The sequence below is a fragment of the Streptomyces sp. NBC_01431 genome (genome assembly GCF_036231355.1).
In the GTDB taxonomy this organism is placed as follows: domain Bacteria; phylum Actinomycetota; class Actinomycetes; order Streptomycetales; family Streptomycetaceae; genus Streptomyces.
Genome location: NZ_CP109496.1, coordinates 116,537 through 130,852, shown reverse-complemented (window position 1 = coordinate 130,852; position 14,316 = coordinate 116,537). Strand labels below are relative to the sequence as shown.

Sequence of the window (14,316 nt, the reverse complement as noted above, 5' to 3'; positions counted from 1 at the left end):
CGTCGCCGCCCCTGACCACTCGGACCTGTGAACCTACTTGGGATCGGACGGCTTCTCGGCGTTGGCCTTGGGCGCCTTGGGAGGCTCTTCGGCCGTGGGCGACGCCGGGGCGTCCGGTGCCTTGAAGTCGTCCCTCTTCGGAGCCTGCAGGCCCTCATCCTTCTGCAGGTCGCCGCGCTGCGTCACGGTCTCGCTGGACTTCTCCATGCCGGCGGCCGCGGCCGTGGACACCGAGCCGGGGTCCTGGGCGTAGGCGGCCTGGGTGCCGGCGGACGCCTGGGTAGTCTGGATGAAGGAGGCCAGGAAGCCCAGGATTGCCCGTGCTTCGGGCGTCTGTTCCTGCACGGTCTTCGCCCGGTGGGAGGCACCGTGGATCCCGCTGGTGAACAGGCTCGTGGTCGTGTCGTCATACGTGTCGTCGTCGGCGTCCTCGAAGTCGACACCCGCTCCCGGTTGCGGCTTGTCGCGGTCGGTGGTCACCGAGAAGAGTCCCGCGCCTGTTCCGGCGGAGTCGAAGACGTTTTTGAACACCATGGTCGTCACCTCTGGTCGTTGTGGCGGCGCCGTCCGCCGGTCACGGCTTCTTGTACAGGTCTCGTTCGCTGTCGGTCAGGCTTTCGCCGTCGAACATCGTGTGGTGGACCTCCAGGGCGGAGACGACCTCGGCCAGGCCCTTCATGCGGAAGCCGCCGCCGGCCAGGTCGAGGTTGCTGATGTCTCGGGCGACCAACTGGTCGAGCCCGGGGTAGTCGTCCGGCTGCGGGGGAGACAGGACGGTCACCGGCACGTCGTACTTCACCGCGAGCAGCCCGGAGAAGGTCACCGGGATCTCGTAGGTGTACTGCTTGAGGGCACGGCGCTGGGTGACGATGGTCTCCACGCGGGAGTTTGGCGGGACCGTGCCGGAGATCTGGGACTTCGAGGCCCAGCTGGTGGTGAGGGAACCGCCGACGGAGGCTGTGATGCCCTGGGCCAGGGCGGCGTTGAGGCCCGCGGTGCCGGAGGCGCTGCCTGTGGTGGTGAAGTCCACCGAGCCGGTCATCGAGGCCGAGGCGGAGTTCGTCATCCCGTTGCTCACCGACGTGTCGACGGTGTTGGCGTTGTCCACGCCCACGCTGTCCTTGCTGTTCTTGTTGGTCATCGTGTTGGCGTTCTTGTTCGCCATCTCGTTCTTGAGCTGCGTCCCGAGCTGCCCCTGCAGGTTCAGGCCGAGCTTGTTCTGGAGCTGGAGCTGGAGCTGGGCGCTGACGTTGCCGCCGAAGGTGAGCTTGGTGTCCCCCGAGAGTGACCAGGTGGCACCGTTCGACACGTTGAAGTCGACCGAGTCGGTGAAGGTCATATCGGAGCCGCTGCGGTTGACGTAGGTGCGCGAGGAGAAAGTGTCGGGCGGCGGCTGGGTGATGTTGCGCCGCTCCTCGATCAGCGGCTCCCCGAGGTTCATGTAGGCGAGCCAGCCCAGCCCGTACGCGGTGCCGGGGAAGGAGCCGAAGCTGGACTTGTTCACGGAGAAGCCGACAGGCTTGTGCCGCACCCCGTAGTCGTCGACGTAGACCAGGTTGGGGTGCTCCAGGATGGACTGCCAGTTCTGCTCGATGTTGAGTTCCCGCAGGTTCTTCTTCGTCAGCGGCTGGCGCTTGGCCCGTTCCAGGTTGTACGCGTTGGAAGGCAATTTCTGTCCTCGACTGATCTGGCCGAAACCGCACTCGGTGAAATGGCAAAAAAGGGGAATCCGCACACGCTCCGGCAAGCGAAGCTAGCAGGGTCCCATCAGCGCGCGGAGGCGTCTCTGTGTATCGCACTCAAACGGGTGATCAAGGATCTGTGGCGGCTTTGATCACCCGATCGAGGACTCTCCAGCTTGCCCTCTTAGCGTCCTGACCTCGAAAGTCGCTACTTTGGGTGCATTTACTCCGATCGTATATTCGCTTATGGAGCCGAATCGATCGTGCGTGATGGAGAGTCCGGTAATGGCACGTGATAAACAATTTCACTGAGCGCCTGAGGCGTTGTTCTCCACATCAAGAACTGGTGAGGTTTCGGCGATGTACACCCAAGAACGCACGGCAATGGCGAATTTGGTGGTCGGCGGCCCGGTGGCGGTGAACAGCTACGACAACGCGATTGTGGCCGCGCTCGTCGAGAACCGGCCGGTCATGCTCGTCCACGCCTTCAACGGCGGCTACCTGCGCCCCGCAGAACTGGCGGCGAGCAGTCACGACAAGGGCGTGAAGCTGGCCACCGCGCTCGACCCGGCCACCAAGGACGCCGGTGGCCACCTCTGGCACATCACCCCCGGCGGCTTCTTCGGCCAGCGCCCGCTGTACTTCGTCGAGAGCGCCGCGGGCCAGGTGACGCCCCCGCCCGTCGGCACGGCCGACGCGGATGCCGGTCGCGGCGACGACGGAACCCCGAAGCCGCAGCGCCGGCGCGTCACCGTCCACCAGGATGCCCCGCAGAGCACGGCCGACACTCTGCAGGTGGGTCTGCCCGCCAAGGTGGCCGACAAGTGGCGCGGGAAGAACGGTGCGATGGAGGACACCCAACTCTGGGTCGTCACGGTGACGCCGTGGGGCGGGATCACCTTCGTGCCGATCACCCACCCCGACGCCATCCTCGGGTTCAAGGACCACACGGTGGCGAAAGACAGCGAAGCGCGGCTCACCTACAACTGGGGCGGGGACTTCACCGGGACGGTCATCAACACCTTCTACCCGCGGCTCCCCAATGAGTGGGACGTCCCCTACCACCACGTCTTCACGTGAGCCGCAGCCACCACCGCCCCGCCCCCGTCCCGAGCCGTCGCACCAACCGCCTGGAAGAGGCACCACGATGCCCGTGCCCACGCAAAAACTGAAGCTGGAGATCGTCAACGCCGCCACAGGCCAGCCCCTCGGCGCGAAGGCCACGCCGGCCGCGGACGGGACGCTCGTCGTCCGCGACTACCCCAAGGACGGCCCGCGCCCGGAGCTGTGGCAGTTCACCCCCGTGCCGGGCTCGCAGGACGACCCGGCGTACGTCATCCGCAACACGGCCGGCAGCAAAGTGCTCGACACCCCAGCCGCCGCGGGCCAGGGCGTCCGCCAGTCGGACGCCTCGGGCAAGAAGGGCCAGCAGTGGCGCCTCGTCCCTGTCGCGGGCGAAGCGGGCCTCTACTTCATCGAGGGCGCGGCCGACGGCGCCGTGCTCGACCTCGACGAACCCGGGAAGGACGACACCCGGATCGTCCTTGGCGAGTACGACGACCTCGCGGAGAGCCAACGCTGGCGATTGGTCCCGGCCGATCCGGAGCGCACCAGCGACCTTGTGCTGGACTGGGCGCCGCTGAGCCACTGGAACAGCCGCCAGTCCTGGAGGCTGACCCACAACAAGACCTCGCTGCGGCCGGCGCCCGACGCGACACCCTCCTTCAGCAACGTACTGCTGGTCCTGGACAAGCTCGGCAGCGACCAGGACGCCGGAGGGTGGAAGCCCGTCAACTCCAGCCCCTGCCCTGCCAGACAGCCGGGCTGGTGGGCAGGGCTCGGTGAGTGGTTTCTCGCCGACACCACCGGGACAGGGATCGCGGACATCGTCGGGCTCAAACCCGCGAAGGGCGCGGTGATCTCCCCCAGCCGAGGGGACGGGACCTTCGAGGACGAGCAACGGGTTCTGCACCCACCCGCGTCCTCCGCGAGTCCCAAGGATCTGTGGACCCTCGCGGACCTCAACGGCGAGAGCCGTCCCGGTGTCGTCGTGCTTGCCGCCGAAGGCGTCCGGGTGTCCGCCCAGGACGAGGATGGCAGGTTCACGCCCGCGGGCGGCGAACTGGTCCTGAAGGCGTTCGGCCACGGCCCGCAGGCCGGCAGTTGGCTCGCCGACAGGCACCCCAGGTTCCTCGCGGACACCACCGGCGATGGCAGGCTCGACATCGTCGGCTTCCACGACGACGGCCTCTGGGTATCACTCCAGGACGAGGAAGGAAAGTTCGCACCGCTCGCCGACGAACCCGTCCTCCGCGCGTTCGGCCAAAGCGAGGAGGCCGGTGGCTGGCTCATCGACAGGCACCCCAGGTTCCTCGCGGACACCACCGGCGATGGCAGGCTCGACATCATCGGCTTCCACGACGACGGCCTCTGGTTCTCCCTCCAGGACGAGGACGGGGCATTCGCCGAACCTCTCTACGTCCTCGACGACTTCGGGGTCGACCAGGGATGGAGCTCGATCAGGGAGCACCCCCGGTTCGTGGTCGCCACTACCCCCGACGGGGTATCGGACATCGTCGGGTTCGGCCCGCAGGGCGTCACCGTCGCACGCGGACGCGGCGACGGCACGTTCGAGCCCTCCCAGCTCGTCCTGAACGACTACGGGCAGGCCCAGGGATGGACGGGCGAGAAACACCCCCGGCTCCTGGCCGACGCCACCGGCGACGGAACCCCGGACATCGTCGGCTTCGGCAACGAGGGCGTCTGGGTATCGCACAACAACGGCGACGGCACCTTCGAGCAGGCCCAGCTGGTGTGCCGCGGGTTCGGATACAACGACGACGCGGGCGCCTGGCGGGTCGACCGTCACCCCCGGTTCCTCACCGACATCACGGGCGACGGACGCGTCGACATCGTCGGCTTCGGCGGCCCGGGCGTACACGTGGCCCGCAACCTCCACCGCCGCTTCCGGACCCGGTGACGCCGGAGGCACCCACAACCCATCACGGAACATGTGCGCGATCGATGAGCGACTGCAAGCGCCTGACCATGATGGCCACGAACGAGCCCGATCTGCTTGGCCGTGGGTGCCCGCCGAAACCGACGTCGCACCGAAGAGGTGCTGTCACTTGTCGGCAGTGCGCCCGGCACCGGGGCCGACGCACTCTCGTCGGGAGTTGGTCCAGCCTAGAACACCTCGGGCTCGCGCGATCGGGAACCGGGTCCAGGGCGCTCCAGGGCCGTGTGTAGGTAGGCAGTGAACGCGGCCAGCTTGGCGGCGCGAGCGTCGCCTTGACCAAGCGGGCGGCGAGCCGCGGACGCAGGTTCGCCGCCCCGCGGCAGGCGCCGCCTCCCGGGCGGCGTTTCGCCCTGGCTCGCCGAGTGCGTCACGCAGTCAGGCCAGTGCGGGAGCGACGTCGGCACGGTGTGCAGTTGCTGGTCGAGCAGGTAAAAGGGGGTCTGTAAAGCGAGCGGCCCTGTCTCACATCCGGTGGTAACGGACTGTATCCGTAAGCGCGGAGAGTGAAGTCAGCTTCCTGACCTGGGGATTCGTTTCCAATGACCTTGGAGTTGAACTCCGCGTCCGGCGATTGTGCGGCTCCCTCCAGCGCGGCGGCCGTTTCCACGGAAGGGGCACTTCAACCTCCGGACCTTGCGGATCAAGGGCCAACGGAACTACCCTTCGCAGCCATCACAGTCCGTTGCCACCGGATGTGAGACAGGGCCGCTCGCCTTACAGACCCCAGGGTCTCCGCCGATGAATACAGGCCACGGAGCGTCATCGAGCACGGAAGCTGTGCCAGAGCCCCAGAATGAGCGTCACGACCGTCTTTTCAGCGTCAGGATTTCGCCCGTAACGCCCCTGGGACCAAGGTCACGATCTACGGCTGGAGTACTGCACCGTGATCTACGGAAAGAGGTTGTGAGACGCCTTCGACCGCGCTGGGGTTGCCGGTGCGGTCACCACACCGGACGGAACGGGACGGGCTGGTCACCGTAGACGTGGTCGATGTAGGCGCGCAGGTCCTGGTCGAGTGCGGCGAGGCGGTCGGAGCCGATGAGCTCGGCGAACCGCTGTTCCACCTCCGCCCACAGTTGGTCGGCCAGGCGGAGGTACTCGTGGCCTCGTTCGGTGAGGGTGAGCGACTGGGCCCGTTTGTCGACGGGGTGGGGTTGCCGTTGGACGTAGCCCCAGTCCTGGAGCTCGGCGACGGCTTTGGAGGCGGCCTGCTTGGTGATGCCCAGGTGGGCGGCGAGGTCGACGGTGGTGGCGCCCGGGTGGGCGGCGAGGTAGCGGAAGGTGTAGCCGTGTGCGGGACGTAGTGGTTCGCGTCCGAGTTTGGCCAGGCGGCTGTGGAAGTGATCAGTCATCGCCCGGTAGGCGATGGCCAGCAGCAGGGGCACCTGCCCCGGGCGGCGATCGGCGAGGTTGGGGTTGGACGGCACGGCGCCTCCTTCGATTGGTCAACCGCATTGACCTGTCCGCGTCTGCGGCCATAGTGTGAAGTGGTCAAGCAGATTGACTATATCTCCTGGAGGAGCGCCATGCCCCTGTTCACCCTCGCCGGTGCGCCGGGCTTCGACCGCGGCGGCTTCGCCTTCCGTCCGCTGGCCGTGCTTTCCCGATGCAGCACAGAACTGGCTGTCCGGTCGCTGGAGTTGGCGCCGGGCGCACAAAGCGAACCGCACCACATGGACCGCGAGGAGGCGTTCGTCGTCCTCAACGGAGAGGTGTCGGCCAGCATCGCGGGCAAGGAGGTGCTCGCCGGGCCGGGTGATGCCGTCATCGTCCCCGCCCGTTCCGTCCTGCGGCTGCACAACGCCTCAACACATGCCTAGGCGGCAGTCACGGCGGGGACCTCGGCCGGTATGAAGGCGACCGTCGGCGGCACCACCTTCCCGCCGCCCTGGGCACAGTGAGCCAAATTTTCCACGGCAGGCGCGCCGCGCCTCCGTCCAGCAGAAAGGTCCGCTCATGGATGACGTCACCGAGGTGTCACGGCTGATCCTGCACGAGCGCCGAAGCCGCGATCGGGGCTGGTGGTCGCAGATGCGGGAGTGTCTGGCGGCTGACGCGGCCATCCGCCTCAGCTGGTTTCGCGGCAGCGGCGCCGACTTCGTGGCCGCCTCGCGGGAGATGGCCGCCCGCGGTGACAGCGCGACCCACACCCTCGGCCCGCCCGTCGTGGACGTTCTCGGCGCGAAGGCCGTGGTGGAGGTCGCCGTGGCCATCCACATGCGTAGCGAGCTCAACGGCGTGGAGGCGGACCTCACGTCAAACACGCGGCTCCTGTACCGCGCCGAGCGGCGTACGGGCCGCTGGCTGATCGTCTCCCTGGACTCCGTCTACGAGCGGGACAGCCTGCTCCCCAGCGTGCCGGGAACACATCTGGAGATCGACCCGGACGCCCTGGCCGGGACGCGGCCTTCCTATCGGATGCTCGCCCACCTGCTCAACGTCAGGGGCTACCCCGTCGCCGACGACCTCTACGGCGACGATCGCCCCGCACCGGTCCAGCGGCTCTACCGGTCGCTTTTCGACTGGCTCGGCCCCCAGGGGTAACCAGCTCCTTGCAGGGTCGCTCGGCCCGCTCCGCCACTGCATCACCCACGTCAGCACCTGGGCCACCAGCAAGGCCTTCCCGTCCGTGAACTCCCCGTGTCCTGCGGACAGAACGGCCGCGGCGAGCGTATGCAGGAAACCGACGACACGCCAGACGATCACCGCTATCGATCACACCCTGGCCAGCGTGGGCAGCCGGTTCTCCGCATGAGTAGTTCCGCGGTCGCCCGAATCCGGAAATCTGTCATCCTTGATCCCGGCCCCGCCCGTCCGCTCGCGGTTGCCACGTTCGCCAGCCGGTCGGGGCGTGGTCCCTTCCACACCGTGCTCCCCCTCTACCTCACTCAGGCCCTGGGGTTGTCGGTGTCGCGGGTGAGCCTCGGCCTCACCGCGGCCTCAGTGATGGGGCTGCTAGGAGGAGTGCCCGCCGGACGCCTCGCTGACGTCCGCGGCCCGCGTGGTTTACGGGCCTCCGCACGCGTCGCGGAAGCCCTGCTCCTGTGCTGCTACGCCCTGATCGGTGACTTCACGGAATTCCTGGCGGTGGCAAGCCTCGTCGCCTTCTTCGAATCGGTGGGCCGGTCAGCCGAGGGCGCACTCGTCGCGGGTGCGATCCCCTCCGAGGATCGAGTGCGTTCCCCCGCCTACCTGGCTGCCGCGCGGACGCCCAGCCAGCCGCGCGACCCCAGAGCCACGGGCGCCCATCCGCGCCCCGCCCCGTACGTCACCGACTTCACGTACACCGACGACGTACGCCCACCGGCCAAGGCGAGCACTAGGAGCAGCACGATCTCCACCTCTGGCACCTTCACTAAATGGTCAGTTGAGCAAACGGAGTGCTCGCTAGGTGTTTTTTTTGAACCATAGGGCTCGGAGGCCAGACGGCGTTGAGGAGGGATCAGGTGGTGGCCAGCAGGAGGTCTTCTCCGCTTGACGGGCGAAGGCCGTCGGTCCGGTCGGTGAAGTAGCGCTCGGCGAGCAAAGTCCCCGGTACGTGCCGGGCGTCTTTGAAGCCGGCTTCGCGCGCCAGTGCCAGCATCTCCTGCGGGGTGTAGAAGCTGATGAACGGAGTTCCGGATACTCGCGCGCCTTCCTCGCTCGCCCGGAGGCCGCGGCGGTCGGCATCGTCGACAAGTCCGGTCGGCAGCAGGAAGGTCATGGCGAGCGTTGTGCCGGCAGCAAGCCCGGCGATCTGGCGCAGTGTGGCTACGGTGGTGTCCTTGGTGAGGTACATGGTGACGCCGGTGGAGACGACGACCGCTGGGCGGCCGGGATCGAAGCCGGCGGTGGACAGCTGCTCGAACCAGGACGCGCCGGCCTCGAAGTCGACCGGCACCAGGTGCAACCAGTCGGGGATGCCGTAGCCGAGCTCGACCAGGCGGTGGCGCTTCCATGCCTGGGTGTCAGGCTGGTCGATCTCGAAGATGCGCAGGCGGGAGGCGAGCTCCTGCTTGCGCTGGGCGAAGGTGTCCAGACCAGCTCCCAGGATGACGTATTGGGTCACTCCCCGGTCGGCCTGCTCAGCGATCAGATCCTCGATGAAACGAGCGCGGGCAACGATGGCTGCCCGGAACCCGCTGGTGGCCTGCGGGTCCATGTCCGGGCGGTCGCGCCAGTCATCGCCGGGAGCCGCCAGTTGCAGGCCGATCTCGTCCTCAACCACATGCGGGGGCGCGTCGACCTGAAGGTGCATCGCCCGCCACAGGGCGGTCCGCACTGCGGTGTTGTCCGGTGCCTCTGTCTCCTCGTGCGCCATGGTGTTCGCCCTTCGTCGCAGTCAGTTCTTGGCGGGAGCCTGAAGGCTCCACAGGCGCCCGTCGGGGTCGCGGACGGTCATCTCCTTGGTCCCGTAATGCGTGTCCTCGAACGGCGTGACCACCTCGACGACAGGATCGGGACGGAACGCGTCCGCGTCCGGCACCTTCAGCACGATCCGCGTCTGGGGCTCTTGGTCCTCGGGAACCTCGGCGATGAACACGTAGGGACCGCCGCCGTTGCGGAGCTGGCCGGAGTTGTGGTCCGTCGCGAACTCCAGCTCGTACCCGAGCTCCTGGAAGAACTTCGCCGCCTTGCCCCAGTTGTGCGTCGTCAGGAACACGGCCTCGATTCCTTCGGTCGGCATGTCAGGTCTCCTTCTTGGGCGATTGCTGTTTGTTCCCATGGGCGTCGTCAAGGTAAGCGCGCAGCGCGTCAGCGACGAGCGCCGACAACGACATGCCCGACTCGATGGCGCGGTACTTGACCTGCTTGATCAGTCCGATCGGCAGGTACACGTTGAATTGCTTGACTTCCTCATCACTCACAAGCAGATGCTAGCATCCTAGCAAGCTAGATCACCTTGTGCAACGGTACGGCAAACCAACCCGAGCCGGTTTCAGGACATCGGTGTCGATCGGCCAGGGCGGGGTTGATGATGCTCGGCCCCGGATCGAATGGATGCGCGGGCCGTGCCGGCACCGGCCGGACTGGCCTGGCTGGAGACCGTGCTCATGTCCGAGCCCATGGCCACCGCTGCGAGCGCGCTCGCCGGTGACCGTGCAGACCGGCTGTCGGGGCTGCCTCAGAGGGACAGGATCACGGTCCTGGCCATCTCGACCGCGGCCCGCACCCTGGCCCTCCACACCACCGTGGACGACACGATCACGGTGCTGCACCGCTTCGCCGTCCCGTCTCACACCCGTAAGACGTCATCTCATTTGGCTGCTTCGGTAGGCTGTCGGCTGTGGCGGGTATTGTTGAGCGGCTGGTGCCGGACGAGTTGTGGAAGCTGTTCCAGCGGGTGGTGCCGGAGGCGCCGTTGCGTCCTCAGGGGGGCGGTCGGCGTCGGCACGGTGATCGCGAGGTGCTGGCCGCGATTGTGTTCGTGGCGACGTCCGGCTGTACCTGGCAGCCGTTGCCGTCGGCGTCCTTCGGGCCGTCGGGAGCGACGGCCCATCGGCGGTTTGCCGAGTGGTCGAAGGCCAGGGTGTGGGCGAAGCTGCACCGCCTGGTCCTCGACGAGCTCGGCGCCCGTGGGGAGTTGGACTGGTCGAGGTGCGCGATCGACTCGGTGAACATGCGGGCGTTGAAAACAATGCCACGTAGTTAGGCCTTGGCCCGATCCGTCAATGGCAGAGGCGCTGGCGGTTCGTGGTGGATCCACGAGGCGGTGAGCCTGTAGGTGCCGTGATCCGGTTTATGGAGGAGTCCTTCTCGAGTCCACCGGCTCAACTGGGCGCATAGGCTGTGGAAGTTGGGATACTGGAGCGCGTGCGCGATCTCGCGGACGCGCCAGGTCCGGTGTGGGTCGGAGCGCAGGAGCTGGAGCGTGCGGTCTTTCGTGCCGGTCCTGGCCAACGCGGTGCCGGGCGTCCGGACGGTGGTCTCCGCACCCCCGGATGGGGGGTGCGTGTCGTGCGGGCGGTGGATGCTGATGGCCAGCTGTGTGATGTTCTGGCTGGTCAACGGCCGAGATTCGGTCGGACGCAAGGGGTAGCGGGACAGCGGGCACTTCACCCTGCGAGCACTCATGCGTGGGCGGCGCTTGGGAAGCAGGGCCGTCAGGACGGAGTTCGTGAGGATGTTGGTCGTGTCGGCAGCCTCGTCGGCGGGCAGGACGCCGGAGGCGGTGATCAGCTGGTTGCGGGCGGCCTGGAGGGCGACAGTGAAGCTCGCCCGGTCCGGGTCTGTGCCCGGGGCGGATTCCGTTGCGTCCACCATGGCCCTGCGCAGTACCTGATAGAGCGTGAGAAGCGCCCAGACCTCCTGTTCGAGCCCGGACGGATCGCAAGAACGCAGCACCCGGCCGGTGAGCAGTGTGTGGCGGAGAGCGTAGAAGGCCGATACGACTTCCCAGCGTTCGTGATAGAGACGCGCCAGGGCGTCGGCAGGGTCGGTGCGGTGGTCGAGCAGCGTGGTGGCCAGCCAGTAGTGGTCGCCGATGTGCTTGCCGTCGTTGGTGGTGACGGTGATGTGAGCTTCGATGATGCGGAGCTTGAGACCGTTGAAACGGGTCAGGAAGGACCCGTCAGGCAAGGTGGCCAGTACGGCCGGACGACGGCGCGGGTTGAGACGGATCAGGAGTTGGGCGCCGGTGTCGGACACTGAGGCGAGGAACGCATCCGCGTCAAAGCCGCGGTCGGCGAGCAACAGCGTTCTCGGGGTCAACAGAGGCAGCAGCCGCGCGGCATAGGCCATCTCGCCCGTGGCCGACGGGCCGAAGACCGCACCGAGCAGGCCGCGGGTGCCTGTCTCGCACAGGGCCAGCAGGCGCAGGGCCGGATAGCCGGCCATGCCCCGGTGGTGGCGGATCTTGTCCAGCAGGCCGCGGATCTGCGGCTGGTCGGGAGCCTTGAGAGAGCTGCAGCCGTCGAAGGCGACGGTCCGCCACCGCCGGTAACACACGCCGGGTGTCGTGGGCTGGGCCATTGGCCCGACCAGCACCTCGAACAGCTCCTTCATCGGAGCCGGCCCCAGCCGGCGGCGCAGATCCCGAAGACTCTTCTCCGACGGGCGTTGAAGAGGAAGTCCTTGCAGGCCAGCGGTGAGTTTGTCCCACACTCGGGCGTACCCCAGGGAAGGGAACAAGCCCAGGGCCAGCAGGAAGTACACCCCGACCCGTGACGGGAGCTGCCGCAGCCGCCGCTGAACCCTGCGCGTTCGCGCGAGCACGTCATCGACCAGCTCGAAGGGCACGTACGGGGTCAACTCGCCCAGGTGGCCGGGTGCGTAGACACCGCCGGCCACGGTGACAGTACGGGTCAGCATGGTGTTTGCAGGCTGGCAGGACACGGGACCTCTCGTAACAGGAAGATCTTGGCGAGCTTCCTTGCTTTACCAGAGGTCCCGTTTGCCGCACCGCGCCCACCCTCGGGTCTGCGGACGGCAGTTGACGAATCGGGCCAAGGCTTAACTACGTGGCATTGGCGTTGAAAAGGTGCCTCTATGGTTTTCGTCAAGCCGATGCTGGTGTGGGTGGTTGGTAGAAGGTGCCGTCGCGGAGCATGGCGAACAGGACGTCGATGCGGCGTCGGGCGAGCGCGATCAGAGCGGCAACGTGGTGTTTCCCCTCGCGGCGTTTGCGGTCGTAGTAGGCGCGTGACTCGGGCTGGGAGAGCGAGGCGAACGCAGCCAGGTAGAACGCCCTCTTGAGCTGTTTGTTGCCTCGCCGGGAGGGATGTTCGCCGCGGATGGAGGAGCCGGAGTTGCGGGTCACCGGCGCGAGGCCGGCGTACGCAGCGAGATGGCCTGCGGTGGCGAAGCCACTGCCGTCACCGACGTCGATGAGGATGCGGGCAGCGGCCCTGATCCCGATGCCGGGCATCGAGATCAGGACATGGGAAAGAGGGTGGGCCTCCAGGAGTTCTTTGATCCGGGTCGCGAGGAGTTTTCGCTGGTCAAGGACGGACTGGAGTGAGTCGGCGAGGCTGGGGACGATCAGCGCAGCTGCTTCAGTGCCCGGAACGACGACGGTCTGTTCGTCGAGTGCGGTGAAGATGTCCTCGATCAGTCGCTCGGCCATTCGCGGCGCCTTGGGACGTATCAGGGTCACGAGGCGACGGCGTCCGGCTTTGCGGATCTGGGCCGGGGAGCCGAACTGGCCCAGCAGTTTGAGCACGGCCGGATGCTGGATCCGCGGTCCCAAGACTCGTTCCAGGGACGGGTGGATCTGCGTGAGGAGACCACGGAGCCGGTTGGCGATCCGGGTGGACTCGCCCGCGAGATCGTCGTCGAACCCGGCGATCATCGCGAGCTCGGCAACGGCCTCATCCGCGAGATCGATGGTCCTGAGGGTGTGAGGCATCGCTCTGGCCGCGTCGGCGATGATGAACGCGTCACGGGCGTCCGTTTTCGCCTCACCAGGGTAAAGGTCGGCGATCCTCCGCATCGTGAGTCCGGGCAGGTAGCCGACCTGACAACCCACGTTCCGGGCGACCGCCAGCGGCAGGGCCCCGATGGAAGCAGGCTGGTCGACGACCACCAGTACCGTTCCGTGCTTGGCCTGAAGCTTGTCGAACAGCTCCCGCAGCTTTGGTTCGCTGTTCGGCAGCGGCTTGTCGAAAACCTTCTTCCCCGCCTGGTTCACGGCAGCGGCATGGTGATCGCCCTTGCCGACGTCCAGGCCCAGATAGATGTCGATGCCCGTCTCGTCCGACATGCCTTCGCTCCCGCGCTCGTATTCCTCCCGGCCTCACCTGCGGCATCAGCGTGCCGGCATCCACGTTACGAAGAGACTGCCCAAGGGGCGCTCGTGCCTCTAATCAGCGGTCTGCCAATGCCTCCGACACCGGCGACACCACCTTTTCGATCATCATCGACTGGGGGACCGAGTCATACCGGGGCCGGAGGCCGGGAGCCCTGATTCAGGGCCACGAAGACGGTAACGGGGACCTGACGGGTCCGAATCCTGTGGACCGGGGCAAGTACAGCTCGAAGATCCACTTGATCACGGAGCGGACCGGTCTGCCCCTGTCCGTCGGGATCTCGGGGGCGAACCTGCACGACAGCCAGGCGCTCGAGCCCCTGGCACGGGGTATCCCGCCCATCCGCTCGCGCCGCGGGCCCCGCAGGCGGCGGCCGGGCAAGCTGCATGCCGACAAGGGCTACGACTACGACCATCTGCGGAAATGGTTACGCGGCCGGGGCATCACCCACCGCATCTCCCGCAGGGGAATGGAGAGTTCAACCCGCCTGGGACGCCACCGCTGGACCATCGAGCGCACCATGTCGTGGCTGGCCGGCTGTCGCCGGCTTCATCGCCGCTACGAGCGCAAGGCCGACCATTTCCTCGCCTTCACCAGCGTCGCCTGCACCCGCATCTGCTACCGAAGGCTAGCCAAATGAGATGACGTCTGACGTGTGCCAGTTGGCGCTGGAGCGGGCCTGGCGGAAGATTCGCCAGGTCTTGAGTCTCGCCATGCCACGCTCGACGCGGTAACGCAGTAACGCAGTTGGGCATGGGCCTTGCTCAACGGCCTCTGTCGGGTGGGGAGTTTATTGCCGGGGCGGCGCCGGACGGGAATGCTTGCGCCAGCACCGAGATAGCCCAGGCCCGGCCAGGGCGGGGACACCCAGGCGCCGACGGGTGGTGAC

Annotated in this window: 14 protein-coding genes and 1 pseudogene; 7 read left to right on the top strand and 8 right to left on the bottom strand. The window is 67.2% G+C overall.

Going from position 1 to position 14,316, the window contains the following annotated elements:
- Positions 1-33: 33 nt before the first annotated feature.
- Both OG522_RS00700 and OG522_RS00695 read right to left on the bottom strand, forming a co-directional pair.
- Entirely contained in the window at positions 34-534 is a 501-nt protein-coding gene (locus OG522_RS00700; protein ID WP_329460952.1) for a hypothetical protein, read from the bottom strand.
- Positions 535-574: 40 nt separating this feature from the next.
- Complete coding sequence (locus tag OG522_RS00695; protein WP_329460951.1) at positions 575-1,669, bottom strand: hypothetical protein; 1,095 nt, start codon at positions 1,667-1,669, stop codon at positions 575-577.
- A 373-nt stretch (positions 1,670-2,042) separates the two neighbouring features.
- Between OG522_RS00695 and OG522_RS00690 the strand changes: the two genes are divergently transcribed.
- On the top strand, positions 2,043-2,762 hold the full coding sequence (locus OG522_RS00690) for a hypothetical protein (RefSeq protein WP_329460950.1): 720 nt from the start codon (positions 2,043-2,045) through the stop codon (positions 2,760-2,762).
- Positions 2,763-2,829: 67 nt separating this feature from the next.
- Complete coding sequence (locus OG522_RS00685; protein WP_329460949.1) at positions 2,830-4,662, top strand: FG-GAP-like repeat-containing protein; 1,833 nt, start codon at positions 2,830-2,832, stop codon at positions 4,660-4,662.
- A gap of 980 nt (positions 4,663-5,642) precedes the next feature.
- Here OG522_RS00685 and OG522_RS00680 read toward each other — a convergent pair.
- Positions 5,643-6,128 carry a MarR family winged helix-turn-helix transcriptional regulator gene (locus OG522_RS00680; protein WP_329460948.1) on the bottom strand — a complete coding sequence of 162 codons (486 nt, stop codon included), beginning with the start codon at positions 6,126-6,128 and terminating at the stop codon, positions 5,643-5,645.
- 99 nt (positions 6,129-6,227) lie between these two features.
- Here OG522_RS00680 and OG522_RS00675 point away from each other — a divergent pair, with 99 nt between their 5' ends.
- The 3 genes from OG522_RS00675 (at position 6,228) to OG522_RS00665 (ending at position 8,112) form a co-directional block, all read left to right on the top strand.
- Positions 6,228-6,521, top strand: coding sequence for a cupin domain-containing protein (locus OG522_RS00675; RefSeq protein ID WP_329460947.1), 294 nt, complete (start codon positions 6,228-6,230; stop codon positions 6,519-6,521).
- 136 nt (positions 6,522-6,657) lie between these two features.
- Positions 6,658-7,245, top strand: coding sequence for a nuclear transport factor 2 family protein (locus tag OG522_RS00670; RefSeq protein ID WP_329460946.1), 588 nt, complete (start codon positions 6,658-6,660; stop codon positions 7,243-7,245).
- Between the two features lie 129 nt (positions 7,246-7,374).
- Entirely contained in the window at positions 7,375-8,112 is a 738-nt protein-coding gene (locus OG522_RS00665; protein ID WP_329460945.1) for an MFS transporter, read from the top strand.
- Positions 8,113-8,143: 31 nt separating this feature from the next.
- Here OG522_RS00665 and OG522_RS00660 read toward each other — a convergent pair whose 3' ends face one another.
- Genes OG522_RS00660 through OG522_RS00650 form a run of 3 tightly spaced genes read right to left on the bottom strand, consistent with a single transcriptional unit; the run spans position 8,144 to position 9,548 of the window.
- Positions 8,144-9,001 carry a class I SAM-dependent methyltransferase gene (locus OG522_RS00660; protein WP_329460944.1) on the bottom strand — a complete coding sequence of 286 codons (858 nt, stop codon included), beginning with the start codon at positions 8,999-9,001 and terminating at the stop codon, positions 8,144-8,146.
- Positions 9,002-9,022: 21 nt separating this feature from the next.
- The gene (locus tag OG522_RS00655; protein ID WP_329460943.1) at positions 9,023-9,367 is read right to left on the bottom strand and encodes a VOC family protein; all 345 of its coding nucleotides are present in this window, start codon (positions 9,365-9,367) and stop codon (positions 9,023-9,025) included.
- A 1-nt stretch (position 9,368) separates the two neighbouring features.
- Positions 9,369-9,548: a CopG family transcriptional regulator gene (locus OG522_RS00650; protein WP_329460942.1), complete on the bottom strand. Its 180-nt coding sequence runs from the start codon at positions 9,546-9,548 to the stop codon at positions 9,369-9,371.
- Between the two features lie 419 nt (positions 9,549-9,967).
- Here OG522_RS00650 and OG522_RS00645 point away from each other — a divergent pair.
- Positions 9,968-10,315 (top strand): annotated as a pseudogene (locus OG522_RS00645) (transposase); the annotation flags it as partial.
- 14 nt (positions 10,316-10,329) lie between these two features.
- Here OG522_RS00645 and OG522_RS00640 read toward each other — a convergent pair.
- Complete coding sequence (locus OG522_RS00640) at positions 10,330-11,991, bottom strand: IS4 family transposase (RefSeq protein WP_329460941.1); 1,662 nt, start codon at positions 11,989-11,991, stop codon at positions 10,330-10,332.
- 187 nt (positions 11,992-12,178) lie between these two features.
- Positions 12,179-13,381 carry an IS110 family transposase gene (locus OG522_RS00635; RefSeq protein ID WP_329460940.1) on the bottom strand — a complete coding sequence of 401 codons (1,203 nt, stop codon included), beginning with the start codon at positions 13,379-13,381 and terminating at the stop codon, positions 12,179-12,181.
- A 200-nt stretch (positions 13,382-13,581) separates the two neighbouring features.
- Here OG522_RS00635 and OG522_RS00630 point away from each other — a divergent pair, with 200 nt between their 5' ends.
- Entirely contained in the window at positions 13,582-14,067 is a 486-nt protein-coding gene (locus OG522_RS00630) for an IS5 family transposase (protein WP_329467427.1), read from the top strand.
- Positions 14,068-14,316: the final 249 nt, after the last annotated feature.

Coding starts and splice junctions, on each gene's coding strand:
- OG522_RS00700 (WP_329460952.1), bottom strand. CDS start 534: ATGGTGTTCAAAAACGTCTTCGACTCCGCCGGAACAGGCGCGGGACTC.
- OG522_RS00690 (WP_329460950.1), top strand. CDS start 2,043: ATGTACACCCAAGAACGCACGGCAATGGCGAATTTGGTGGTCGGCGGC.
- OG522_RS00685 (WP_329460949.1), top strand. CDS start 2,830: ATGCCCGTGCCCACGCAAAAACTGAAGCTGGAGATCGTCAACGCCGCC.
- OG522_RS00675 (WP_329460947.1), top strand. CDS start 6,228: ATGCCCCTGTTCACCCTCGCCGGTGCGCCGGGCTTCGACCGCGGCGGC.
- OG522_RS00670 (WP_329460946.1), top strand. CDS start 6,658: ATGGATGACGTCACCGAGGTGTCACGGCTGATCCTGCACGAGCGCCGA.
- OG522_RS00665 (WP_329460945.1), top strand. CDS start 7,375: ATGCAGGAAACCGACGACACGCCAGACGATCACCGCTATCGATCACAC.
- OG522_RS00660 (WP_329460944.1), bottom strand. CDS start 9,001: ATGGCGCACGAGGAGACAGAGGCACCGGACAACACCGCAGTGCGGACC.
- OG522_RS00655 (WP_329460943.1), bottom strand. CDS start 9,367: ATGCCGACCGAAGGAATCGAGGCCGTGTTCCTGACGACGCACAACTGG.
- OG522_RS00640 (WP_329460941.1), bottom strand. CDS start 11,991: ATGCTGACCCGTACTGTCACCGTGGCCGGCGGTGTCTACGCACCCGGC.
- OG522_RS00635 (WP_329460940.1), bottom strand. CDS start 13,381: ATGTCGGACGAGACGGGCATCGACATCTATCTGGGCCTGGACGTCGGC.